23 protein-coding genes and 2 pseudogenes are annotated in these 22,285 nt (G+C 59.3%); 13 read left to right on the plus strand and 12 right to left on the minus strand.

What is annotated here, in order from left to right; genetic code table 11:
• Positions 1-11 precede the first annotated feature (11 nt).
• The 4 genes from MHI61_RS13815 to MHI61_RS13830 are packed head-to-tail and all read right to left on the minus strand — an operon-like array spanning position 12 to position 2,945.
• Positions 12-662: an amino acid ABC transporter permease gene (locus MHI61_RS13815; protein WP_239792427.1), complete on the minus strand. Its 651-nt coding sequence runs from the start codon at positions 660-662 to the stop codon at positions 12-14.
• 9 nt (positions 663-671) lie between these two features.
• Complete coding sequence (locus MHI61_RS13820) at positions 672-1,340, minus strand: amino acid ABC transporter permease (RefSeq protein ID WP_239792428.1); 669 nt, start codon at positions 1,338-1,340, stop codon at positions 672-674.
• A 46-nt stretch (positions 1,341-1,386) separates the two neighbouring features.
• Positions 1,387-2,208: a sugar phosphate isomerase/epimerase gene (locus MHI61_RS13825; protein WP_239792429.1), complete on the minus strand. Its 822-nt coding sequence runs from the start codon at positions 2,206-2,208 to the stop codon at positions 1,387-1,389.
• Positions 2,208-2,945, minus strand: coding sequence for a GntR family transcriptional regulator (locus MHI61_RS13830; protein ID WP_222139768.1), 738 nt, complete (start codon positions 2,943-2,945; stop codon positions 2,208-2,210). Before MHI61_RS13830 ends, MHI61_RS13825 begins: the two co-directional genes overlap by 1 nt.
• 247 nt (positions 2,946-3,192) lie before the next feature.
• Here MHI61_RS13830 and MHI61_RS13835 point away from each other — a divergent pair, with 247 nt between their 5' ends.
• Genes MHI61_RS13835 through MHI61_RS13850 form a run of 4 tightly spaced genes read left to right on the plus strand, consistent with a single transcriptional unit; the run spans position 3,193 to position 6,345 of the window.
• A complete protein-coding gene (locus tag MHI61_RS13835; RefSeq protein ID WP_222139769.1) occupies positions 3,193-4,086 on the plus strand; it encodes an intradiol ring-cleavage dioxygenase in 894 nt (297 codons plus the stop codon).
• 21 nt (positions 4,087-4,107) lie between these two features.
• Positions 4,108-4,890: a 2-oxo-hept-4-ene-1,7-dioate hydratase gene (gene hpaH / locus MHI61_RS13840; protein ID WP_239792430.1), complete on the plus strand. Its 783-nt coding sequence runs from the start codon at positions 4,108-4,110 to the stop codon at positions 4,888-4,890.
• Between the two features lie 7 nt (positions 4,891-4,897).
• Positions 4,898-5,662, plus strand: a complete 765-nt coding sequence (gene hpaI, locus MHI61_RS13845; protein ID WP_222144346.1) for a 4-hydroxy-2-oxoheptanedioate aldolase — start codon at positions 4,898-4,900, stop codon at positions 5,660-5,662.
• 11 nt (positions 5,663-5,673) lie between these two features.
• Positions 5,674-6,345 (plus strand): transporter substrate-binding domain-containing protein, encoded by a 672-nt coding sequence (locus MHI61_RS13850; RefSeq protein ID WP_239792431.1) that lies wholly within the window; start codon positions 5,674-5,676, stop codon positions 6,343-6,345.
• Between the two features lie 70 nt (positions 6,346-6,415).
• Here the strand turns inward: MHI61_RS13850 and clpA are convergent.
• The 6 genes and pseudogenes from clpA to MHI61_RS13880 all read right to left on the minus strand — a co-directional run bounded on the left by clpA (position 6,416) and on the right by MHI61_RS13880 (position 12,279).
• A pseudogene (gene clpA / locus MHI61_RS13855) lies at positions 6,416-8,904 on the minus strand (ATP-dependent Clp protease ATP-binding subunit ClpA).
• Positions 8,905-8,914: 10 nt separating this feature from the next.
• Positions 8,915-9,267: pseudogene (gene clpS, locus MHI61_RS13860) on the minus strand (ATP-dependent Clp protease adapter ClpS).
• 277 nt (positions 9,268-9,544) lie between these two features.
• On the minus strand, positions 9,545-9,916 hold the full coding sequence (locus MHI61_RS13865; RefSeq protein ID WP_222139773.1) for a phasin family protein: 372 nt from the start codon (positions 9,914-9,916) through the stop codon (positions 9,545-9,547).
• Positions 9,917-10,188: 272 nt separating this feature from the next.
• Positions 10,189-10,392: a DUF3126 family protein gene (locus tag MHI61_RS13870; RefSeq protein WP_038688627.1), complete on the minus strand. Its 204-nt coding sequence runs from the start codon at positions 10,390-10,392 to the stop codon at positions 10,189-10,191.
• A gap of 139 nt (positions 10,393-10,531) precedes the next feature.
• Entirely contained in the window at positions 10,532-11,365 is an 834-nt protein-coding gene (gene cysE / locus MHI61_RS13875) for a serine O-acetyltransferase (RefSeq protein ID WP_004675925.1), read from the minus strand.
• A 128-nt stretch (positions 11,366-11,493) separates the two neighbouring features.
• The gene (locus MHI61_RS13880) at positions 11,494-12,279 is read right to left on the minus strand and encodes an alpha/beta fold hydrolase (protein WP_239792432.1); all 786 of its coding nucleotides are present in this window, start codon (positions 12,277-12,279) and stop codon (positions 11,494-11,496) included.
• A 158-nt stretch (positions 12,280-12,437) separates the two neighbouring features.
• Between MHI61_RS13880 and MHI61_RS13885 the strand changes: the two genes are divergently transcribed.
• Positions 12,438-12,683 carry a zinc-finger domain-containing protein gene (locus tag MHI61_RS13885; protein ID WP_010024961.1) on the plus strand — a complete coding sequence of 82 codons (246 nt, stop codon included), beginning with the start codon at positions 12,438-12,440 and terminating at the stop codon, positions 12,681-12,683.
• Between the two features lie 28 nt (positions 12,684-12,711).
• Positions 12,712-13,860: an FAD-dependent monooxygenase gene (locus MHI61_RS13890; protein ID WP_239792433.1), complete on the plus strand. Its 1,149-nt coding sequence runs from the start codon at positions 12,712-12,714 to the stop codon at positions 13,858-13,860.
• Between the two features lie 36 nt (positions 13,861-13,896).
• On the opposite strand, the gene MHI61_RS13895 is transcribed toward MHI61_RS13890, so the two are convergent.
• On the minus strand, positions 13,897-15,087 hold the full coding sequence (locus tag MHI61_RS13895; RefSeq protein ID WP_239792434.1) for a cystathionine beta-lyase: 1,191 nt from the start codon (positions 15,085-15,087) through the stop codon (positions 13,897-13,899).
• 354 nt (positions 15,088-15,441) lie between these two features.
• On the opposite strand from MHI61_RS13895, the gene MHI61_RS13900 reads away from it, so the two are divergent.
• The 4 genes from MHI61_RS13900 to MHI61_RS13915 all read left to right on the plus strand — a co-directional run bounded on the left by MHI61_RS13900 (position 15,442) and on the right by MHI61_RS13915 (position 19,704).
• Positions 15,442-16,467, plus strand: coding sequence for an amino acid ABC transporter substrate-binding protein (locus tag MHI61_RS13900; protein WP_239792435.1), 1,026 nt, complete (start codon positions 15,442-15,444; stop codon positions 16,465-16,467).
• A gap of 95 nt (positions 16,468-16,562) precedes the next feature.
• Positions 16,563-17,765, plus strand: a complete 1,203-nt coding sequence (locus MHI61_RS13905; RefSeq protein ID WP_239792436.1) for an amino acid ABC transporter permease — start codon at positions 16,563-16,565, stop codon at positions 17,763-17,765.
• A gap of 1 nt (position 17,766) precedes the next feature.
• On the plus strand, positions 17,767-18,912 hold the full coding sequence (locus MHI61_RS13910) for an amino acid ABC transporter permease (RefSeq protein ID WP_097579147.1): 1,146 nt from the start codon (positions 17,767-17,769) through the stop codon (positions 18,910-18,912).
• Positions 18,913-18,930: 18 nt separating this feature from the next.
• Positions 18,931-19,704 (plus strand): amino acid ABC transporter ATP-binding protein, encoded by a 774-nt coding sequence (locus MHI61_RS13915; protein ID WP_038688615.1) that lies wholly within the window; start codon positions 18,931-18,933, stop codon positions 19,702-19,704.
• Positions 19,705-19,761: 57 nt separating this feature from the next.
• On the opposite strand, the gene MHI61_RS13920 is transcribed toward MHI61_RS13915, so the two are convergent.
• A complete protein-coding gene (locus MHI61_RS13920) occupies positions 19,762-20,325 on the minus strand; it encodes a hypothetical protein (RefSeq protein ID WP_239792437.1) in 564 nt (187 codons plus the stop codon).
• A gap of 460 nt (positions 20,326-20,785) precedes the next feature.
• Between MHI61_RS13920 and MHI61_RS13925 the strand changes: the two genes are divergently transcribed.
• From MHI61_RS13925 to MHI61_RS13935, 3 genes are all read left to right on the plus strand, one after another.
• Positions 20,786-21,229 (plus strand): DUF3597 domain-containing protein, encoded by a 444-nt coding sequence (locus MHI61_RS13925; protein WP_239792438.1) that lies wholly within the window; start codon positions 20,786-20,788, stop codon positions 21,227-21,229.
• A 200-nt stretch (positions 21,230-21,429) separates the two neighbouring features.
• A complete protein-coding gene (locus MHI61_RS13930; protein WP_239792439.1) occupies positions 21,430-21,741 on the plus strand; it encodes a hypothetical protein in 312 nt (103 codons plus the stop codon).
• 138 nt (positions 21,742-21,879) lie between these two features.
• The gene (locus tag MHI61_RS13935; RefSeq protein WP_239792440.1) at positions 21,880-22,212 is read left to right on the plus strand and encodes a hypothetical protein; all 333 of its coding nucleotides are present in this window, start codon (positions 21,880-21,882) and stop codon (positions 22,210-22,212) included.
• The last annotated feature ends 73 nt before the right edge of the window (positions 22,213-22,285 follow it).

Here is a 22,285-nt window from a genome sequence, read left to right on the forward strand (position 1 = left end):
GAACGAAGCGGTTAGCGGACTGCTTTCGCCATCCGTTTTTCGAGGCCGCTTCCAAGGTGCGACAGCGGCCAGCAAATGATGAAATAGATCACGCCGACGATCCCGAAGACGAGGAGCGGCCGGTAGGTCTGGTTCGAGATAATCTGTCCAGCTCGGGTCAGCTCGATAAAGCCGACGATCGCGGCGAGCGACGTTCCTTTGATGAGCTGGACAAGGAAGCCGATGGTCGCAGGCATGGAGATTTTCAGGGCTTGTGGAAGGATGACGTCCTTCATCCGCGATACGTAGTGCAGGCCGAGGGCGTTAGCGGCTTCGCTCTGACCTTTCGGAACGGCTTCGATGGAGCCGCGCCAAATCTCGCCGAGGAAGGCACTCGCATGAAGAGTGAAGGCGATAGCCACCGCGATCCAGGCATTAACATCAATGCCGAGTAGCGCCACGCCGTAATACACGACGAAAAGCTGCATCAGGAGCGGCGTGCCCTGGAAGAGTGCGATGTAGCCCGAAGTCGCGACGCGCGCAGTCCGATTTTTTGATGCGCGCGCCAGGGCGATTAATATCCCGAACACGCCTCCACCTACAAAGCCGATGAGCGCTAGCAGTACGGTCCATTTGAGGCCCTGCAAGATGAAGAGAAATTCGTTTTCGCCGATGGGACCCATAAGTGCCTCCTATCGCGTCGGGTAATTGAAGTGGTGGCGGGAAATGAGGGCGAACATACCCATCATCAGGGTCGAAATGACGAGGTAGATGGCGGTTACGGTGAAGTAGACCTCGAAGCTGCGGAACGTATCGGATTCGATTCTCTGCGCCGCCGATGTTAGCTCGTAGGCTGCGATCGAGGTGCAGACGGAGGTCGTGAGGGTCAGCATCACGAACTGACTTGTGAGCGACGGGTAGATTGCCCGGAGAGCCGGCTTCAGCACGATCAGCCGGAAAACGTCGCCCTTATGGAGGCCAAGCGCGAAGCCTGCCTCGATCTGACCTTTGCTGATGCTCTCGACGCCGCCGCGGATGATCTCGATCGCGTATGCACCGCCGTTGATGCCGAGCGCGATGATCGCAGTGACGGTCGGGTTCAGGCGTATCCCCATCAAGGGAAGCGCGAAGTAGATGAAGAAAATCTGCACGAGGAAAGGCGTGTTCCGGACGACTTCGACGAACCCGGTGACGGGAGCTCGAACGAGCGGGATCTTGGACGTTTTTGCGGCAACGCCGAGAATGCCGATTAGGAGCGCGAGGAGCATTCCGGCCAGCGCCAGACCGATCGTACCGAGCGAACCCCAAAGCAACTCCGGGGCGCGGTCAAAGACCGCACCAAAATCGAATGTATAACCCATGTATGATTTCCTCCTTCCGGTGCGGATCATTTGCATCCGCGCCGGACTATCGATCGGGCCTGACCATTCTTTCCGCGCAGTTGAAAAGATGTTTAAGATGGACCCCCGGCGCCACGGATCCGACCAGAGGCACCTCCACCGAGATGGAAGCGGCGGTGCCGACCACGGCAACCAAATCGCCCAAAGGCAGCTCCCCCTCGCCTGGAGGCAGTCGGCCGCTTCTTGCTTCCGCGATCATTTCCTCCGGCTTTGTCGGCGCCGGACCGGCTACGTCGCATAGTTGAACATGTTTCACTTTGTCGAGGTTCGCCCGCAAGTCTGCCAGAGCCGCGCCGTTCCTGAAGAAATGAATGCCATCGACGAGAACTCCGGCATTCTCCATCCCTGCCCCTGTCACCAGGTCGACGCTGTCTTCAAAGGCTTTGACCACCCGCCAGCCCATGTTTTCGATGTCGACCGCCAAGCCGTACCGTCCCGCGAGGACGCAGAAATCCGAAAAGTTCGATAACAGTCTGGCATGATCCTGATCGTCACCACAGACGCTGAGCCGACGCGCTCCAATGTTCGCAGCAGCGGCGAGGGTCGCCTCCACCGACGACGCGTCGAAAGAGGGATCGATTACGAAGAACTCGATATCGAAGACCTCTACTTCTTCACCGGCAAGCACAGCCTTCAACTCTCCGGCTGCTGCGCTACCGACAGGCAGTTCATAGTACGGCGCACCGGGAAAGGCTGGATGGAGCCTGAGGCCGATCCTGGAGAAACCTGCGCGTCCGGCACTCTTCGCGAACTCCGCGGGGGGCAGCATTATAGACGAGAAGTGCGCGACGCCGATCGGGAGCGCCGATTTTGGTCTTGAGGCGGCCATCATACGACACCTTTCGTCGCAAGATGGTTGCGAAGATTGGTTCCGGTGCGGTGGATGTGCTGTCGCAGCTTCTCGCAAGCATATTCAACGTCGCGTGCCACGGCGCCCTGCGCAATCTCGCTGTGTTCCTGACCGACATTGCGGTCCCCGGATGTGCGGACAAGGAAGGCGCGGCGGTATCGGTCGTTCAGATTCAGCAGAAGATTGCAGAAGTGAAGAAGCAGCGGCTTGCCACAGCCCGAGATTAAGGTGAGGTGGAATTCGCGGTGCAGCGTTTCCCAGTATTCCAGCGTCTCGGGACGGGCGGCATCGCGCTCAGTGCGGTTCAGACGATGGAGCGCACGCATGATGTTGCCCTCCCACTCGACGTCGCCGACGCGAATAGATTCGCGCAGCGCGAAGACCTCGAGCTCCTCCCGAAGGGTCGTAACTTCTTCGAGATTGCCAATCGAGATCGGGGCGACGCGATAGCCTCGATTGTCCTGAAACTCAACCAAGCCGTCGGAAATGAGTCGGGCCAGGCCTTCGCGCAACGGGCTCAGGCTGACGTTGAACGTCTTTCGCGCCCTGTCGAGATTGATCTTGCTGCCCGCCTCCAGTTCCCCGGAAATGATGGCCTCTCGAAGACGCGATGCGAGCTGGCTGCCGATGGTGTTTTTTCCATCGTCGGCAAAAGCAGCGGACGGCGCGTCTTCTTCTGTCAGTGCGCCACGGGCGCCGTCGTCGCTCGCGTCCATCTCTCCTCCCACGCAATCAAACTTTCGATGATCGATATAATAAACGATTATTTTCGTCAAGTCGCCACTGAGAAAACGGCTGAGTTTCCTTGAAATGCACTAAATCAAAACAAGTTTATATTGAAATTCAATATATTAACCCAGCTTATGCAGGCAGAAAGGAAAAACACGGCGCTTGAGGGCCGTTCTCTCAGCTTGACAGATAATCGATTATTCTCATATTTGAACCCTATGAGGAGGTGGCAGCATGCCAATCAGAACCGAGAGCGAGTTGACGCCTGCCGTCCTCGCCGTGATGAACCGCACCGCGGATCCTAGGCTGCGTGAAATACTCGTCGCAATGGTGAAGCATCTCCACGCGTTCGTGCGGGAGGTCAGGCTTTCGGAAGCTGAATTCCGCGAGGCCACAGCGGTCCTCAACGAAATTGGCCAATTGCAGACTGATAGTCACAACGAGTTCGTGCTGATGGCAGGATCGCTCGGCGTCTCTTCGCTCGTCTGCCTGCTCAATAACGGTGATAAGGGGCAGACGGAGACGTCTCAATCGTTGCTCGGACCATTCTGGCGGCTTAACTCTCCGCGAGTGGAGAACGGTGGAACCATCATCCGGTCCGAGACTCCAGGCACGCCTTTGTTCGTCCATGCGAAGGTGATCGATCGGGACGGCAAGCCTGTAGCAGGCGCCGAGGTCGACGTGTGGCATGCGTCGCCTGTCGGACTTTACGAAAACCAGGATCCCGATCAGGCAGAAATGAATCTCCGTGGGAAGCTCACCACGAACGAAGAAGGCCGCTTCTGGTTCAGAACGGTCAAGATGGTTGGTTATCCGATCCCGGTGGACGGGGTCGTGGGTCGCCTTCTCAAGGCGCAAGGCCGTCACCCCTATCGCCCCGCCCATCTGCACGCACTCATCTTTAAGCGCGGGTACAAGACACTCATCTCCCAGGTCTTCGACCCGAGCGATCCAAATATCGACTCCGACGTGCAGTTTGGCGTGACCGCGGCGTTGACGGGCAACTTCGTCCGGCATGAAGAACCGCACCCGTCCGACGCGGACGTCGCAGGACCGTGGTTCTCGCTCGACTACACCTATGTCATGGAGCCGGGTGAGGCAGCCCTGCCGCGCCCTCCGATCAAATAACGAAACCAGCAGAGCCAAATCATGATCACGGAAAAGGAACGTCAGGAGGCAGCCGACGCGCTGCTGAGGGCCGAAATCGAACGCAAGCCAATCATCCAGCCAAGCAAGACATATCCGGACCTGGAACTCGAAGACGCCTATAATATACAAGCGCTCTGGGCGCAGGCGCGGATTGCGAAAGGTGCACGGATCGTCGGCCACAAGATCGGACTGACGTCGCGGGCAATGCAGATGGCCTCGAAGATGACGGAGCCCGATTACGGCGTCATTCTCGACGACGCTCTCTTCAATGATGGAGCGCAGATCAAAGCGGATCTGTTCATAAAGCCTCGTCTCGAAGTCGAACTCGCATTCGTAATGGGTGAGGATCTTGAAGGTTCAAGCACCCGTATCTATGACGTCATGAGGGCGACCGAATTTGTCGTTCCCGCTCTCGAAATCATCGACTATCGAACCGAAGTGCCAAGAGCGATCACCGACACGATCGCCGACAACGCGGCTTTCGGAGCGATCGTCGTGGGTGGTCGTATCGTTCGGCCGATGGATGTCGATATCCGCTGGGTCGGCGCGACGCTTTCGAAAAATGGCATCATCGAGGAGTTGGGCGTTTCCGCAGCCATCATGGGGCATCCAGCCGCCGGAATCGCATGGCTCGTGAACAAGCTCCATGCTGTGGGAGGCGGCTTGAAGAAGGGCCAGATCGTTCTTGCCGGTTCGTTCACCCGCCCCGTGGATATCGCCAAGGGCGATGTCATCCAGGCTGATTACGGGCCGGTCGGCTCCATCGGCGTTTCGTTCGTGTGAGGTGGCGATGGAACTCCCCGTCAATCACTTTAAGCGGAAGCTTATGGCTGGGCAAAGCCAGATCGGTCTATGGTGCGGCCTTCCGGGAAGCTACGCAGCGGAAATCGTGGCGCCGGCGGGCTTCGACTGGTTACTGTTCGACACCGAGCACTCTCCCAGCGACGTCCTCACCGTCCTGCCCCAATTGCAGGCGGTCGCGCCCTACAGCGTTTCTCCCGTCGTACGCCCTGCCTTCAACGACCCTGTGCTGATCAAGCGGTTCCTGGACATCGGCGTGCAGACGCTGCTCGTTCCGTATGTGCAGAATGAAGAGGAGGCGATGGCCGCCGTAGCAGCCATACGGTATCCGCCGCGCGGGATTCGCGGTGTCTCCGCCTTGACGCGTGCCACACGCTTCGGGCGCGTTTCGAACTACGCACAGCTCGCGGAGCAGGAGATATGCTTGCTTCTTCAAATCGAGACCCGGGAAGCGCTCGATCATCTCGAGTCCATCGCCGCTGTCGAAGGAGTGGACGGCATCTTCATCGGCCCGGCTGATCTCGCGGCGAGCTTTGGCCATCCTGGTCAACCGGGCCACCCTGAAGTGGTTTTGGCGATCGAGGACGCGATAAGGCGCTTGAAGGCGCTTGGAAAGCCGACGGGCATACTCACCCCCGACGAGAAGTTCGCAGCCCGCTGCATTTCGCTGGGGACGCTGTTTACCGCAGTCGGTGTAGATGTCGCCCTACTCGCAAGAGGATCCGAAGCGCTCGCGGCCAGGTTCGCATCTTAGGGAGTTCGAAGATGTCGACGCGGAAGCAGATTTTGGCTGAGATAGCGCCGACCGGCGCTATCAGGGCCGCCATCAATATGTCAAATGCGGCGTTGGTCCGATGGGACGATGAGGCGGGCGCCTTGGTCGGTCCGAGCGCCCAGATAGCCCACAAGATTGCCGAACAATTGGATTGCGGCCTCTCTCTAATTCAGTACGGCTCGGCTGCCGACATACTTGCCAATGCCGACGGCGACGAATGGGACATCGCTTTCATTGCGTCGGATCCATCAAGAGCCGACCGCTTCTCCTTCTCACCTCCATACATCTCCGTCAAAGCGACCTATCTCGTGCCTGCCAGTTCGTCCTTCCGGCGTGTCCAAGATGTTGACGTCGAAGGAGTTCAGATCGCCTCTGCAAGGAGTGCAGCCTATACGAAGCAGCTCGAACGAATCCTTCAAAGAGCTTCAGTCTCCCACACTGATAGCCCTGCAACGGCCATCAATCTGCTTGTCCAATCGCAGTGCACTGCGGCTGCTGGCCTGACCGAATATCTCATCCAAACTTTGGAAAGAATTTCAGGCTTCCGGCTCGTGGAAGGAACATTCTCCGAGATCCCCCAGACGATCGCCGTGCATAAAAGATCCGTTCATGCCTCAGCCTTTTTCGCAGATTTCGTCCGCGATTTTACAGTGCGCCCTTAGCTAGTAATACAAAGCGGAAAATCAAAAAGGCCGCGGATGACGCGGCCTTTTCCAATTCAGTGGCAAGATCTCACTTCTTGCGCGGAACCTTGGGGACCGTGCTTCCCTTCTTCGGGGCGTCGCGAACTTCAGGCTCTGCCTGCGGGACCGTCTTGGCGCGGGTCTTGGGGCCGCCTTCGTCTTCAGCTCGCCATCGCCCTCGCCGTCGGCCTCGGGATGCACGACTTCAGCTTCCGGCTTCGGCTTGATCGGCGCCGTATCCGGTATGGCTTCCAGCACGATGCCGGGCTTGCCGTCTTCCTTCGGACCGACGGTGACGTTGACGACGCCGCCCTTCTTCAGCTTGCCGAAGAGGATTTCGTTGGCAAGCGGCTTCTTGATAGTGTCCTGGATGACGCGGGCAAGCGGGCGGGCGCCCATCTTCTCGTCGTAACCCTTTTCCGCCAGCCAGGCGATCGCGTCCTCATGCAGGTCGAAGGTAACGTTCCGTTCGGAAAGCTGGGCCTCCAGCTGCATGATGAACTTCTGCACGACCTTGTGAATGACGGCCGTCGGTAGCGCCGCGAAGGGAATGATCGCGTCGAGACGGTTGCGGAACTCCGGCGTGAACAGACGGGTCAGCGCCTCCTCGTCCTCGCCGGTGCGCTTGGACGAGCCGAAGCCGATCGCGGCCTTGGCCATTTCGGACGCACCCGCATTGGTCGTCATGATCAGGATGACGTTGCGGAAGTCGATCTTCTTGCCGTTATGGTCGGTCAGCGTGCCATGATCCATGACCTGCAGCAGGATATTATAAATGTCAGGATGCGCCTTTTCGATTTCGTCGAGCAGGACCACGCAATGCGGATGCTGGTCGACGCCATCTGTGAGAAGACCGCCCTGATCGAAACCGACATAGCCGGGAGGTGCACCGAGCAGACGCGAGACCGTATGCCGCTCCATATATTCCGACATGTCGAAGCGCAGAAGCTCGACGCCGAGCGACGACGCCAGCTGCTTTGCGACCTCGGTCTTGCCGACGCCGGTTGGACCGGAGAAAACATAGGAGCCGATCGGCTTGTTCGGCTCGCGAAGGCCGGCACGCGCCAGCTTGATCGAGGTCGAAAGGGCTTCGATGGCGATATCCTGGCCGTAGACGACCGAGCGCAGTTCCTGCTCGAGATTGGCGAGCACCGCTTCGTCATCCTTGGAAACGGTCTTCGGCGGAATACGCGCCATCGTGGCGATCGTTGCCTCGATCTCCTTTTCGGTGATCAGCTTGCGGCGCTTCGACGGCGGCAGCAGCATCTGGGCCGCACCGGTTTCGTCGATCACGTCGATCGCCTTGTCCGGCAGCTTGCGGTCGGAGATGTAGCGGGCCGAGAGTTCGACGGCCGATTTGATCGCGTCGTTCGAATAACGCAGGTGATGATGCTCTTCGAAATAGGGCTTCAAACCCTTCATGATCTCGATCGCATCGTTGATCGACGGCTCGCTGACGTCGATCTTCTGGAAACGACGCACCAGCGCCCGGTCCTTCTCGAAGAACTGGCGATATTCCTTGTAGGTGGTCGAACCGATGCAGCGGATCGCGCCTGATGACAGCGCCGGCTTCAGGAGGTTCGACGCATCCATCGCCCCGCCCGAGGTGGCACCGGCGCCGATCACCGTATGGATCTCGTCGATAAACAGCACCGCACCCGGATATTCTTCCAGCTCCTTGACGACCTGCTTCAGGCGCTCCTCGAAATCGCCGCGGTAGCGCGTGCCGGCGAGCAGCGTGCCCATGTCGAGCGAGAAGATCGTCGCATCGGCGAGCGCCTCGGGAACCTTGCCCTCGACGATGCGCTTGGCGAGGCCTTCGGCGATCGCCGTCTTGCCGACTCCGGGATCACCGACATAGAGCGGATTGTTCTTCGAACGGCGGCAGAGGATCTGGATGGTACGGCTCACTTCGGCGTGACGGCCGATCAGCGGATCGATCTTGCCGCCTTTGGCCTTCTCGTTAAGATTGACGCAATAGGCTTTCAGCGCATCCTGCTGCTTCTTGGGGCCGCCCTCTTCCTCGCCGCCGCGTGCCGTCGGCTTGCTCTCGGCTTCCTCTTCGGCGCCGCGCGGAGGGCGGGCCTCAGACGCGCCCGGCCGCTTGCCAATGCCATGAGAGATGTAGTTGACGGCATCGTAGCGGGTCATCTCCTGCTCCTGCAGGAAATAAGCGGCATGGCTTTCGCGCTCGGCGAAAATCGCGACGAGCACGTTGGCGCCGGTCACCTCTTCGCGCCCGGAAGACTGCACATGGATGACGGCGCGCTGGATGACGCGCTGGAAGCCGGAGGTCGGCTTCGAATCCTCGTCATATCCGGTGATCAGATTGGAAAGTTCGTTATCGACATATTCGACGAGCGTCTTGCGCAGCGCGTCGAGATCGACGTTGCAGGCACCCATGACCGCGGCCGCATCGGCATCGTCGATCAGGGCGAGCAGCAGATGCTCGAGCGTCGCATATTCGTGATGCCGCTCGTTGGCAAAGGTCAGTGCCTGATGGAGCGCCTTCTCTAAACTAGGCGAAAATGTTGGCACGTTCAGATCCTCACTTCTTTTCCATGACGCATTGCAGCGGATGCTGGTGCTGCCGGGCGAAGTCCATCACCTGGCTGACCTTCGTTTCCGCTACCTCGTATGTGAATATTCCGCATTCGCCGACGCCGTGATTGTGGACATGGAGCATGATGCGGGTGGCACTTTCACGATCCTTCTGAAAAAACGCTCCAGAATATGAATGACGAATTCCATCGGTGTGTAGTCGTCATTCAGAAGCAGCACGCGGTAGAGGTTGGGCTTCTTGGTCTTCGGCTTGGTGCGGGTGATGACCGAGGTTCCGCGATTTCCGTTGTCCCCGTTCCTTTCGCTGTCGTTCTGCATCCGGATCGGCTTTGCGATCATTGTCATTCATTCCTCGATCAATCCGGCGGAGCATGGGAGGGTGCTTTTCCCGCCGAATATCTGAAACACTAACTTAGTTCATAATAGGCCGATTTTAAGCCCCCTGTCAGACACTGCAATCAAGAAATGCCGGCATGCACGGGAAAGACTAAAAAAGTCCCCGGGCCCGATCCAAGCGGACGCTGTGGCGAAAGTGGAAACAAAAAAGACCGGCTACAGATGCGTAGCCGGTCCCGGTATTTCAATATGTCGCGCAAGTTGCGCCGTGGCAATCAACTCATGCGGCGGCAGGCGTTGCCGGCGGCGCCTGCCTGCCCGTCTTGGCGACGGCAGCGGCGATCGGAGCCTCGTAAGGCTTGTAGGCGAACTTGGCGAGATCGGCGTACATTTCGCCGAGCTTGGTGGCTTCTGAAACGAAATTCTCATAGCTGGACTTGACGTAGCTGGTCTGCAGTTCGAATACGGCCTCGAAGCTCTTCGCGCCGGCCAGCGTTTCGAAATGCGTCACCGCATCCTGAAAGGACTTCTTCGAATATTCAGCAGCTTCGGCGGCGATTGCCTGAAAGCCCCTCGCCGTATCGGAATAGGTTCTCAGCGCCGTATCTACGGCTTCCTTGCTCTTCCTGTTTGCATCGTCAAAGTTGAACATGACCGTCCTCCGTTGGGCTGTGGGATGGCGGCAGGGTAGCTGCGACGCACAAATAGTCAAGTAGTCTTGTGCGACGCAAAACAACCCATGGGTTGTATGACAGCAATAAAACAAAGGCCTCGCGCCGGGGCACGTGCGTCTTTAACTGATTTTGCTAATATATATCAGATGGCCACAACCGGAGATTTTAAAAAAAATTGCTTGAGAAGCAAAAAAACAAAAAAACCGGGCGGATCGCGCCGCCCGGTCCTCTTGAAAACTTTCGAGCGCGATCAAAGATCGACGTCGAGGATCGCCATCGAAAAGTTGTAGGAGCGGTCGCCGTCCTCGTCATCGATATAGACGACGCCCAGAAATTCTTCGCCGAGATAGACTTCCGCAGAATCATTCTTGCGCGGACGCGCCTTGACGATCATCTGCGGGTTGAACATGCGCTTGAAATAGGCGTCGAGCTTCTTGATTTCTTCAGGCTTCACTCTGTCATCTCCGTAAGCGGTCTTGATTGGCCGCTTCTTGCACAGGAAAAGCAGCGGTGTAAAGGCGGGCTGCCGCTTGGGCAGTGGCTGTCCCCGCTCGGTTCCTACCGGCTTTTCCTATCCTTTTTCCAACAGGCGCTCAGATGTCGGCGCCGATCACCTGGTCCATGTTGCGCGACGGTTCGGAACAACCGGCCTCGCCGACGACCTTGGCCGGCACGCCGGCGACCGTCTTCTTCGGCGGCACCGCCTTGAGGACGACGGAACCGGCAGCGACGCGCGAGCAGAAGCCGATCTCGATGTTGCCGAGAATCTTCGCGCCGGCGCCGATCATGACGCCGCTGCCGATCTTCGGATGGCGGTCGGCGCCCTCCTTGCCGGTGCCGCCGAGCGTGACACCATGCAGGATCGAGACATTGTCGCCGACAACCGCCGTTTCGCCGATCACGAGGCCGGTGGCATGGTCGAGGAAGATACCCTTGCCGATACGGGCGGCCGGATTGATGTCGGTCTGGAAAACGCTGGAGGAGCGGCTTTGCAGATAGAGGGCGAAGTCACGCCTGCCGCGGTTCAGCAGCCAATGGGCCAGACGATGCGTCTGCAGCGCATGGAAACCCTTGAAATAGAGCACCGCCTCCATGAAACGCAGGCAAGCGGGATCGCGGTCATAGACCGCCTGGATATCGACGCGTAGGATCGAGCTCCATTCCGGCCAATCGGCGAGCATTTCCTCGAAGGTCTGGCGCAGGAGGATCGCCTGCATGTCGGGGTGATCGAGGCGTTCGCAGATGCGGTGAATGACGCATTCTTCGAGCGAACGGTGATTGATCACCGTCGAATAGAGAAAGGCGGCGAGAACCGGGTCCGTTTCGGCGGCAGTGCGGGCTTCCTCGCGCAAGCTGTCCCAGATGGGATCCATCACCTTCAATGGATGGCCTGTTTCAAAAGCACGAATGTCTGTCTTGGCGACCATCGCCGCTCTCCTCGTTACCAACAGGAATGCCGTTTCCGCAATGCCAGTATATAGTGGAAAACGCCCATAACATAAATGGGTACCGTCACCATGGTTTTTTAGAACGGTTTTTCGGCATCACGATGATGTCAGCCCTCGGCAACCCTTGCATAGAAGGCCAGCACCGCCTGCTTGAAAACCCTGTCGCCGACGGCGAGCATGTGATCGCGGCCGGGAATATCGAGCGCCTCGGCTTCGGGCATCAGTGCCGCCAGCTGCTGCGGCGAGCCGGCGATATCGTCCCGGGTGCCGACGCCGATCAGCGCCGGCATGTCGAGTTTGGCCATATCGGAGCGGGCGACGAGATCGCGCGAGCCGCGAATGCAGGCGGCGAGCGCGGTGCGATCGCTCTTCGTCTGTTCGGCGAAGGCGCGGAACATGCGGCCGCGGTCATGCGTCACGACGTCCAGCGACGGAGCCAGCAGCGCATCGGCAATCGGGTCCCAGTCGCCGACGCCGTCGGTCATGCCGATGCCGAGGCCGCCGAGCACCAGCGAGCGGACGCGATGCGGATTGGCGAGTGCGGCAAAGACGGAAATGCGCGCGCCCATCGAATACCCCATGAGATTGGCTTCGGCGATGCCGAGATGGTCGAGCAAGGCGATCGCATCGGCGGCCATCACCCATGGACGATAGGCTTCGGCATCATGCGGCTTGTCGCTCGCGCCATGGCCGCGATTGTCGATGGCGATCACCCGGTAGCCGGCATCGCCGAGCGTCTTCAGCCAGGCCGGATGCACCCAGTTGACGTTTGCCGTCGAGGCAAAGCCGTGAATCAACAGGACGGGTACACCGGAGGGATCGCCTTCGTCGAAAAAGGCGAGCCGCAATCCGTCATGGGTGAAGCTTGAAAAAACTGGAGTGTTCAGGTTCATCGGGTCTTCCTTTTTGGCGCGACCATAATCGAGCCGCCTGCCAGCGTGAAGCCAAAAACCGTGGCTGAAAACTGTGCTTGCCGGGGCGCTTTGGCTCTACACATTTGCGACGAAGGCTTATAAGGTTCGCGCAAATTTCAAAGCATTCGGAGATCGACATGGCCGGCCACAACATTCCTCACTTCCAGAACGACGGCGGTCATCGCGTCATCGAGGTCGGCGTAAAGGAATTCATGTGCACGGGCGCTTCGGTTCCCTTCGATCACCCGCACATCTTTATCGACATGGGCGACGACAACGAGAAGGTCTGCTCCTATTGTTCGACGCTCTATCGCTTCAATTCTTCCCTCAAGCCCAGCCAGACCAATCCGGCCGGCTGCGTTTTCCATGTGAAGGCGGCGTAACCCGATCAGAATCCGGATCGGAGAGGCAATGCCGGTCGAACATGCCGCCATCATCGGCGCCGGAATTGCGGGGCTGACCGCTGCTCTGTCGCTTTCGCGCCGGGGCATCAGCTCGGAGATTTTCGAACAGGCGGACGAACTCACCGAAGTCGGCGCCGGGTTGCAGCTTTCGCCGAATGCCTCGCGCATTCTTGCCGACCTCGGCATCCTCGACGGGCTTTCAAAGATCTGGCTCGAACCGGAGAGCATCCGGCTGATTTCGGGCAGTTCGCTGCGCCAGCTTGCGGCGGTGCCGGCAGGCAAATTCGCGCGGCAGCGCTGGGGCGCACCTTATGGCGTCCTGCACCGCACCACTTTGCAGAAAGCGCTGCTCGCCGCGGTCGAAGCCGATCCGCTCTGCCGGCTTCGTCTCGGCATGCGCATGGAAGCGGGTCCGCCGCCTTCCGAACGGCCGGCTGATGTCGTGATCGGCGCCGACGGCGTCTGGTCGAAGCTGCGGCAATCCATTGCGGGCAGCCCCTCGCCGCGTTTTTCCGGCAATATCGCCTACCGCTTCACCATTGCCGAGGATGAAGCCCCCGGCTTCCTCGATCGGACAAGCGTTTCCGCTTTCCTCGGCGGGTCGGCGCATCTGGTCAGCTATCCGCTGAAGGAGACCGGCAGCTTCAACATGGTGGCAATCACCGCCGGCAATATTGCGCCGCAGGCCTGGCAAAGCGAGCCGACGGCAGAGCAGCGCGCACAGCTGCGATCGCGTCTTGCCGGCTGGAACGCGGCCATGGTCTCGCTGCTCGAAAGGCAGCGGAAGCTGACATTCTGGCCGCTGTTCGAAACCACATCGGGCGCGTGGCAGGACGGCAAGGCGGTTCTGATCGGCGACGCCGCTCATGCGATGATGCCCTTTGCCGCCCAGGGAGCGGCGATGGCAATCGAAGATGCCTACGAACTTGCCGCGTTTCTTTCGGATCGTCCCGTCGCCGAAGCGCTGGCGCATTTCGAAAGGCATCGCGCGCCGCGCATCGCCAAGCTTCGCCAGCGCGGCGCCTTCAACCGGTTTGCCTATCATGCGAGAGGGCCGATCCGGATCGGCCGCGACCTCGTGCTCGGGCTGAAGCCTCCGCAAAGCCTGGCGGCGGATCTCGACTGGATCTACGGCTATCGCGCCACGCGGCCATAGAGCGCCGCAAGCGACGGCGGCGCTCCACGCCCGCCCTCAGACGGCGCTTGCCGCCGCAAACCCGCGTTCGATATCGGCCTTGAGGTCGGCCACATCTTCGATGCCGATCTGCAGGCGGATGACCGCGCCGTCGGTCGGCGCCTTGGCGACCTTGCGGTCGTTGAGATAGGCGTGCAAAGCGAGGCTTTCGAAGCCGCCCCAGGAATAGCCGAGGCCGAAGATCCGCAGCGCATCGAGGAAGGCATGCGCCTTTGCCCTAGACTGCTCGCGACCATCGGCGGCAAGCACGAAGGAAAAGATGCCGCTCGCCCCCTTGAAATCGCGCTTCCAGAGATGATGGGAGGGGAAACTCGGCAGCGCCGGATGCAGCACCCGCGCGACATCCTCCCTGCCCTCCAGCCATTCGGCGATAGCAAGCGCGCTTTCATAGTGACGCTCGAGGCGTAGACCCATGGTGCGCAATCCGCGCAGGATCTGGTAGGCATCATCGGGTGCGCCGCAGATGCCGAGCACGCCATTCGCCTCCTTCAGGCGCTCCCAATGCTCGGCATTGGCCGACACCGTCCCGAGCAGAATGTCGGAATGGCCGGACGGATATTTCGTCGCCGCGTGGATGGAGATGTCGACGCCATGATCGAGCGGCCGGAAGTAAAGCGGCGTCGCCCAGGTATTGTCCATCATGACGACGGCGCCGTGGCGGTGGGCAACCGCCGAGATCGCCGGAATATCCTGCATCTCGAAGGTGTTAGAGCCCGGAGCCTCGGTGTGCACGATCTTCGTGTTCGGCCGAAACAGCGCCTCTATGCCGGCGCCGATCGATGGGTCGTAATATTCCACCTCGACGCCGAGCCGCTTCAGCATCGTGTCGCAGAAATGGCGGGTCGGACCGTAAACCGAATCGACGACAAGAGCATGGTCGCCGGCGGCAACGAAACCCAGGAACGGAATGGTGACGGCCGCAAGCCCCGAGGGAACGAGGATGGTGCCGGCCGAACCTTCCAGCGCGTCGATCGCCTCGCAGAGCGCATCCGTCGTCGGCGTGCCGCGGGTCCCGTAGGTGTATTTCTGCGAACGCGTCTCCATCGTCCGGGCATTCGGAAACAGCACCGTCGAGGCATGCACGACCGGCGGATTGACGAAACCGTGATAGTCGAAGGGATCGTTGCCGATATGGCTCAGGCGGGTGTTGATACCGGCATTCTGCAGCAAGCTGTCTTTGTCTTTCATGATCGGGAATAGCCTTTGGCGAAGAACGCGAAAACGAGACTTTTGGACGCCCCGTCGCCTCCGGTCAACCCCTCGGGACTCTGGGGCGCATCCCATCGAAAAGTATGATTTTCGCGTTATTTTTCCGCAATCGGACGCCCATTTCCTGACCAGCCGCCTATGAATGCGGCGCAATTGACCAAATTTCTGAATTTTGCCGCAATTATTGATGGCGACACTTGACCATAGTGACATTTGCGACTGTGATAGACCCACTCGCGCCGGGAGGGTGTCGAGACGATTGGGGAGGCCGACGCAACGTTCAGGCGCACTCCCCACAAGATAAAGATAAGACAACGGAAAAAGGTTGGGAAAATGAAGAATAAGCTCCTGTCCGCCGCCATCGGCGCAGCGGTTTTGGCACTTGGCGCATCGGCAGCCTCGGCCACCACTCTCGGTGACGTCAAGGCGAAGGGTTTCGTACAATGCGGCGTCAATACCGGCCTGGCCGGCTTTGCTGCACCCGACGCTTCCGGCAATTGGGCCGGCTTCGACGTCGATTTCTGCAAGGCCGTCGCTTCAGCCGTCTTCGGCGACCCCACGAAGGTGAAGTTCACCCCGCTCAGCGCCGCCAACCGTTTCCCGGCGCTTCAGTCCGGCGAAGTCGATGTTCTGGCCCGCAACACGACCTGGTCGATCAACCGCGACACCGCTCTCGGCCTGAACTTCCGTTTCGTCAACTATTATGACGGCCAGGGCTTCATGGTCCGCAAGAGCCTGAACGTGAAGTCGGCGCTCGAGCTTTCCGGCGCGTCCGTCTGCGTACAGTCGGGCACCACCACCGAGCTCAACCTCGCCGACTACTTCAAGGCAAACAACCTTCAGTACAATCCGGTCGTCTTCGAAAAGCTGGACGAGGTTAACGCCGCCTATGATGCCGGCCGCTGCGACGTCTACACGACCGACCAGTCCGGCCTCTATTCGCTGCGTTTGACGCTGAAGAACCCCGACGAGCACGCGATCCTTCCGGAAATCATCTCCAAGGAGCCGCTGGCGCCGGCTGTTCGCCAGGGTGACGACCAGTGGTTCGACATCGTCAGCTGGGTTGGCTACGCCATGATCAATGCTGAAGAGTTCGGCATCACCCAGGCGAATGTCGACGACATGAAAAATTCGCCGAACCCTGACATTAAGCGCTTCCTCGGCGTGGAAGCAGACACCAAGATCGGCACCGATCTCGGGCTGACCAACGATTGGGCCTACAACATCGTCAAGAACGTGGGCAATTACGGCGAAGTCTTCGAGCGCAATATCGGCCAGGGCAGCCCGCTGAAGATCGCTCGCGGCCTCAACGCCCTGTGGAGCAAGGGCGGCATCCAGTACGCCCCGCCGGTTCGCTGAGGGGTATCACGCAGGAAAGCCGGAAAGGCGGGCGACCGCCTTTCCTCCTCCAATAAAAAGCTCCGAAAAGGAGCGTAATGGGGAATTGGCCAGGCATGACGCATCAGGCTGTGGATTCGACACATTTACCCAAGAGCGGCTGGAGCTTCCAGACTGCCCTCTACGACCCGAGAATTCGGGGCATTTTCTTCCAGATTCTCACCATCGTATTGCTGGTGGCCTTCGTCTGGTGGGTTGCACATAACACTGCCGTCAATCTGGCGCGCGCCAACATCGCATCGGGATTCGGCTTTCTGAACGGCCGCGCCGGCTTCGAGGTCGGTCAGTCGCTGATCGCCTATTCAAGCGATTCGACCTACGGCCGCGCGCTGCTCGTCGGCCTTCTGAACACGCTGCTGATCGCTGTGACCGGCATCATCACCGCCACCATCATCGGCTTCATCATCGGCATCGGCCGTTTGTCGCGGAACTGGCTGATTGCCAAGCTGTGCACGGTCTATGTGGAAATTTTCCGCAATATTCCGCCGCTGCTGGTGATCTTCTTCTGGTATTCGGGCGTTCTGGCGGTTCTGCCGAATGCGCGCGAGTTGCTGCATCTGCCGCTCGGATCCTATCTGAACAATCGCGGCCTTGCCTTCCCCAAGCCGATTTTCGGTGAGGGTTTCTGGCTCGTCGGTGTCGCCTTCGTCATCGCGATCATCGCCGTCATCGCGACGGCGCGATGGGCGCATCGCCGGCAGGCGGCCACAGGTCAGCCGTTCCACACGATCTGGGCTTCGATCGGCCTGCTGATCGGCCTGCCGCTGATTGCCTTCCTGATCGCAGGCGCGCCGCTTTCCTTCGATTATCCGATCGTGGGTAAATTCAACCTCACCGGCGGCTCCGTCGTCGGGCCTGAGTTCATGTCGCTCTTCCTGGCGCTTTCCTTCTACACCGCAGCCTTCATCGCCGAGATCGTGCGCGCGGGCATTCGCGGCGTGGCGAAGGGACAAACGGAAGCGGCAGGCGCACTAGGGCTTCATCCCTCGTCGATCACCCGGCTGGTCGTCATTCCGCAGGCCTTCCGCATCATCATTCCGCCGCTGAGCAGCCAATATCTCAATCTGACCAAGAACTCATCGCTGGCGATCGCCATCGGTTTTGCCGATCTCGTCGCCGTCGGCAGCACGACGCTGAACCAGACCGGTCAGGCCGTCGAGGTGATCCTCATCTGGATGGTCATTTACCTCGCGCTCAGTATCGTAACTTCGCTGTTCATGAACTGGTTCAATGCCAAGATGGCGCTGGTGGAGAGGTAAGATGAGCAACAGTTTCGTCAGAACCGCCATACTCGCGCCGGAGCCGCCTCCACCGGGAGAAAAGGGCGCGGTCGCCTGGATTCGCCGCAACCTGCTTGCCACGCCGAAAGACATCGTTCTTACCATGGTGGCGTTAGTCTTTATCTCCTGGGCGATGCTCCATGCGATCGACTGGCTCTTCGTGCAAGCTGTCTGGAGCGGCCCAGACCGCACCTTCTGTGCCACTGCCGTACAGGGCGGCATCCAGCCGGATAGCTGGAACGGTGCGTGCTGGGCCTTCGTCAACGCCAAATTCGACCAATTCATTTTTGGTCGTTATCCGCTTGACGAGCGTTGGCGCCCGACGCTGGTCGGCATTCTTTTCGTGCTCCTGCTGGTGCCGATGCTCATCCCTTCGGCACCACGCAAGGGCCTCAACGCCCTCCTGCTCTTCGGCGTGCTGCCGGTCATTTCCTTCTTTGTGCTTTATGGTGGATTTGGCCTGGAAATCGTCGAGACCCCGCTCTGGGGCGGCCTGCTGGTGACGCTGGTCCTCTCCTTCGTCGGCATCGCCGTCTCCTTCCCGCTCGGCATCATCCTGGCGCTCGGAAGGCGCTCACAGATGCCGGTCATCCGCATGATTTGCATCGTCTTCATCGAAGTCGTCCGCGGCGTACCGCTGATTACGGTGCTGTTCATGGCGAGTGTCATGCTGCCGCTTTTCCTGCCGGCCGGCTGGACGGTGGACAAGCTCTTGCGCGCCATTATCGGGGTATCGATTTTCGCCTCCGCCTATATGGCGGAAGTCATCCGTGGCGGCTTGCAGGCCATTCCCAAGGGGCAGTTCGAGGGAGCGGATTCGCTGGGGCTGGGCTACTGGCAGAAGATGCGGTTGGTCATCATGCCGCAAGCGATCAAGCTGGTGATCCCGGGCATCGTCAACACCTTCATCGGGATGTTCAAGGATACCTCGCTGGTATCGATCATCAGCATGTTCGACCTTCTCGGCATCGTCCGCCTCAACTTCGTCGATCCGAACTGGGCGACCGCAGTAACGCCGCTGACGGGACTGATATTTGCCGGCTTCGCCTTCTGGCTTTTCTGCTTCGGCATGTCGCGCTATTCAGCATTCGTCGAACGTCACCTCGACACCGGCCACAAACGATAAGAATGAGGGAAAACAATCATGGCTGAAGCTCCAGCTAAAAAGCTCACCGTTTCCGCAACGGAAGTGGCGATCGAAATCATCAACATGAACAAGTGGTACGGCGATTTCCACGTGTTGCGCGACATCAACCTGAAGGTCATGCGTGGCGAGCGCATCGTCATCGCCGGCCCATCCGGCTCGGGTAAATCGACGATGATCCGCTGCATCAACCGCCTGGAAGAGCATCAGAAGGGCCAGATCATCGTCGACGGCACCGAGCTCACCAACGATCTGAAGAAGATCGATGAAGTCAGGCGCGAAGTCGGCATGGTGTTCCAGCACTTCAACCTCTTCCCGCACCTGACGATCCTGGAAAACTGCACGCTGGCGCCGATCTGGGTGCGCAAGATGCCGAAGAAGCAGGCGGAAGAGATCGCCATGCACTTCCTGAAGCGGGTCAAGATCCCCGAACAGGCCAACAAATATCCAGGTCAGCTTTCCGGTGGTCAGCAGCAGCGCGTGGCGATCGCCCGGTCGCTCTGCATGAACCCGAAGATCATGCTATTCGACGAACCGACTTCGGCGCTCGATCCTGAGATGATCAAGGAAGTGCTCGACACCATGGTGGGGCTTGCCGAGGAAGGCATGACCATGCTTTGCGTCACGCATGAAATGGGCTTTGCCCGCCAGGTCGCCAATCGCGTCATCTTTATGGATCAGGGCCAGATCGTCGAACAGAATTCGCCGGCCGAATTCTTCGACAATCCGCAGCACGAACGCACCAAGCTGTTCCTGAGCCAGATCCTGCACTGACCGGAACGCTAAGTTTAGGACCCGCCGCGCCCTTTGGGTTCGGCGGGTCTTTCATGTTCAGCGGGAGGCGGTCGCCTGCAACAGACTGCAGAGACCGGCAAGACCGGAATCACCACCGCCTGACGCGGAGAGATCGACGCAACGAACGAGCATCTTGCGCTGTTCTTCGACGGGCCTGCTGCGGAAGAGTTCCACGATACGCGCCTCGGAGGCGTTGAGGGTGCCGTAAGCCGCGGACCTTTCGCCGCTTTGCTCCTCCGCCCCGCCGAGAGCGAGATTGGCATCGACGCGGCTGCTGCGTCCGATCGAAGCCGTGGCATTGGCGTCTATTCCATCGGAACCGCCGAGCCGGGCATTGGCATCTGTGTCGAGACCACTGCCGCCACCGGCATCAGCACTCACATCGGCATTGATGCCGTCTAAGCCGCCGACGGAGGCATCGGCGTCTGCAGCGATGCCGCTCCCTCTACCGAGCGACGCGCCGGCATCGGCGCTGACGGCATTACCTGTAGTCACCGACACGCCGACATCGATCGCATGGGCCTTGCCTGCCGGCATGGCAAGGAGGGCGCAAGTCGACGCAAGCACCGCAAGCGATAGTCCGTGATGATTATGGGTCATGTTTCTTCCTCCGTTTTCATTCGCCGGCGATCTGTCCGGCGGTTGAAAATCGAGGGACGCGCGTACCTTCGATCATTTGGACGCCTGCTGTCTGCAGGCGATCCGTGGCAAGGCAACGTGGCGGGATGCGGAATGTTTCAGCATGTCGCACAGCAGGCCGATTTAATGGCCGGCAATGATCTCTACGGTTATCGGACTACGAATTTCCTGACCGACTGCACCAGAACGGAGCATATCCCGAGACATTTGCAGCGGCGATGGAAACTATAGCTTCCGGTTGCACTCCATATCTTCATCCCGTCGCAGAACCTCTTCAAAAAAATCGGGCACAGCTATCCGAGGAATTTGTTTTTCTGCCGACGATTGAACCTGCGAAAATAGCTTCCCTCTTGTCTGGATAAGTCCGTCCGGAATTCCATGTTTCAGCATGTTCTCATTTAGCGAAACTGGAGATTCAAGGATGGGCATTTTCGACAAGATCAAGCATGCAATCTTCGGAGAAGCAAAAGCAGCCGAACCGGCCGCAGCCGGCGCGCCAAAGACGCCGCCCGCCCAGGCTCCCGTTTCCCCGTCGGCAGCGCCCAGTCCGGCGCCTGCGGCCTCCCCCGCTCAGAGCAAACCGGCCAGCGCCCCAGCCACAGCCTCCGCGGTCGATATCGTCCCTATCCTCGACGCCGCTGTCAAAAAGAGCGGCCAGAAACTCGATTGGCGTCACTCGATCGTCGACCTGATGAAAGCCGTCGGGATGGATGCGAGCCTGACCGAACGCAAGGAGCTCGCCGCCGAACTCGGCTATACCGGCGACACCAACGATTCCGCAAAAATGAATATGTGGCTGCACAAGGCGCTGATGAAGCGGCTTTCGGAAAATGGCGGCAAGGTGCCGGCCGATCTCCTGGATTGACCCGCGGAGAGGAGGGATGACTGCCGCCGCGCTGCGGCGGCAGTATCTAAATTAAAGAGTTAGAGAATGATGTCGTCCGAAAATCGCTCACACTTTTCGGCTTCATGCTGCCGCAGTGCGCCCCTCTTGCCCGCAGGCATTGAAACAAATAACCTCCCGTTCGATTACTTCGATGATCGATCAAGGGAGAATTAAATCCAATGAGATTGATGGCCGTCGTTGGCGTTGCACTTGGCCTGGGCTGTATTTCGGCCGCAGAATCTCCTTCAAACTATCAATCCTATCGCGGCGTTCGGGTCGACACCGACCCGGTCCTTCTGACCCGATACGACAAGGCACTCCGCTGGTGCGTTCCGGAAGCAGGTTCATGGCAACGCGGCTCGCCGGATCCACAGAGCCTGCATTACAATGCGGCGCTCAGAAACTGCCTCTACAGGCGCGGCTTCGTCGACCGAGGCGTCTACGCCTACCCCATTCCCAAGGTTTACTTCGATCATTTCCTGGATCGCTGAGAATAATTTTCGACTAACAGCAATTTATTTTAGCTTTCGGCGGAACCCATAGGATTTCAGCTGTAGTCTTCCCGCGTCGCACGAATCGAAATAGATATCGGACGCCCGTCGGTGGGCAATTAAGGGGATAATACTTAAATGCGCGCTCATACCGTAATAATGATGATTGCCATGGGACTTCTGACCGCCTGCGTCCCTACGCGTCAGGACTACGATGCTTACGTCACACTGCTGCAGGGCAGCGCAAGGGCAAGAAGTGAAGCGGTAAAAGAATGCGCGAAGGGATTCGATGCAAACGGACGTCGCGGCGCCGGGCTTGTGACAAACGTTTCGGACAAAGACGCTCCGAGGGTTGCATGCGAGCGATTTGTTGCCGCCGTTGTTTCCGGCCGCATTACCTATGACGATGTCGTCGACGTCAAACAACGCCGCTTTACTCCGAAGATCATCAAGATTTTCCAAGGTCGCTAAAACAAGATCGCTCGCCGGCTTGCGGTCTCTTACTAGCAAGCCGTCGGCGACCGTTCGCAGGCGGCTGTCATTC

It is taken from the genome of Rhizobium sp. K102, assembly GCF_022385315.1.
In the GTDB taxonomy this organism is placed as follows: domain Bacteria; phylum Pseudomonadota; class Alphaproteobacteria; order Rhizobiales; family Rhizobiaceae; genus Rhizobium; species Rhizobium croatiense.

Excerpts from the sequence above, each read along its gene's own strand:
- MHI61_RS13880 (WP_239792432.1), bottom strand. The coding sequence starts at position 12,279 with ATGAACCTGAACACTCCAGTTTTTTCAAGCTTCACCCATGACGGATTG.
- MHI61_RS13915 (WP_038688615.1), top strand. The coding sequence starts at position 18,931 with ATGGCTGAAGCTCCAGCTAAAAAGCTCACCGTTTCCGCAACGGAAGTG.
- MHI61_RS13825 (WP_239792429.1), bottom strand. The coding sequence starts at position 2,208 with ATGGCCGCCTCAAGACCAAAATCGGCGCTCCCGATCGGCGTCGCGCAC.
- MHI61_RS13830 (WP_222139768.1), bottom strand. The coding sequence starts at position 2,945 with ATGGACGCGAGCGACGACGGCGCCCGTGGCGCACTGACAGAAGAAGAC.
- MHI61_RS13815 (WP_239792427.1), bottom strand. The coding sequence starts at position 662 with ATGGGTCCCATCGGCGAAAACGAATTTCTCTTCATCTTGCAGGGCCTC.
- hpaH (WP_239792430.1), top strand. The coding sequence starts at position 4,108 with ATGATCACGGAAAAGGAACGTCAGGAGGCAGCCGACGCGCTGCTGAGG.
- MHI61_RS13885 (WP_010024961.1), top strand. The coding sequence starts at position 12,438 with ATGGCCGGCCACAACATTCCTCACTTCCAGAACGACGGCGGTCATCGC.
- MHI61_RS13820 (WP_239792428.1), bottom strand. The coding sequence starts at position 1,340 with ATGGGTTATACATTCGATTTTGGTGCGGTCTTTGACCGCGCCCCGGAG.
- MHI61_RS13930 (WP_239792439.1), top strand. The coding sequence starts at position 21,430 with ATGAGATTGATGGCCGTCGTTGGCGTTGCACTTGGCCTGGGCTGTATT.
- hpaI (WP_222144346.1), top strand. The coding sequence starts at position 4,898 with ATGGAACTCCCCGTCAATCACTTTAAGCGGAAGCTTATGGCTGGGCAA.
- MHI61_RS13895 (WP_239792434.1), bottom strand. The coding sequence starts at position 15,087 with ATGAAAGACAAAGACAGCTTGCTGCAGAATGCCGGTATCAACACCCGC.
- MHI61_RS13890 (WP_239792433.1), top strand. The coding sequence starts at position 12,712 with ATGCCGGTCGAACATGCCGCCATCATCGGCGCCGGAATTGCGGGGCTG.
- MHI61_RS13925 (WP_239792438.1), top strand. The coding sequence starts at position 20,786 with ATGGGCATTTTCGACAAGATCAAGCATGCAATCTTCGGAGAAGCAAAA.
- MHI61_RS13835 (WP_222139769.1), top strand. The coding sequence starts at position 3,193 with ATGCCAATCAGAACCGAGAGCGAGTTGACGCCTGCCGTCCTCGCCGTG.
- MHI61_RS13920 (WP_239792437.1), bottom strand. The coding sequence starts at position 20,325 with ATGACCCATAATCATCACGGACTATCGCTTGCGGTGCTTGCGTCGACT.
- MHI61_RS13910 (WP_097579147.1), top strand. The coding sequence starts at position 17,767 with ATGAGCAACAGTTTCGTCAGAACCGCCATACTCGCGCCGGAGCCGCCT.
- MHI61_RS13905 (WP_239792436.1), top strand. The coding sequence starts at position 16,563 with ATGACGCATCAGGCTGTGGATTCGACACATTTACCCAAGAGCGGCTGG.
- MHI61_RS13900 (WP_239792435.1), top strand. The coding sequence starts at position 15,442 with ATGAAGAATAAGCTCCTGTCCGCCGCCATCGGCGCAGCGGTTTTGGCA.
- MHI61_RS13865 (WP_222139773.1), bottom strand. The coding sequence starts at position 9,916 with ATGTTCAACTTTGACGATGCAAACAGGAAGAGCAAGGAAGCCGTAGAT.
- MHI61_RS13850 (WP_239792431.1), top strand. The coding sequence starts at position 5,674 with ATGTCGACGCGGAAGCAGATTTTGGCTGAGATAGCGCCGACCGGCGCT.
- MHI61_RS13935 (WP_239792440.1), top strand. The coding sequence starts at position 21,880 with ATGCGCGCTCATACCGTAATAATGATGATTGCCATGGGACTTCTGACC.
- cysE (WP_004675925.1), bottom strand. The coding sequence starts at position 11,365 with ATGGTCGCCAAGACAGACATTCGTGCTTTTGAAACAGGCCATCCATTG.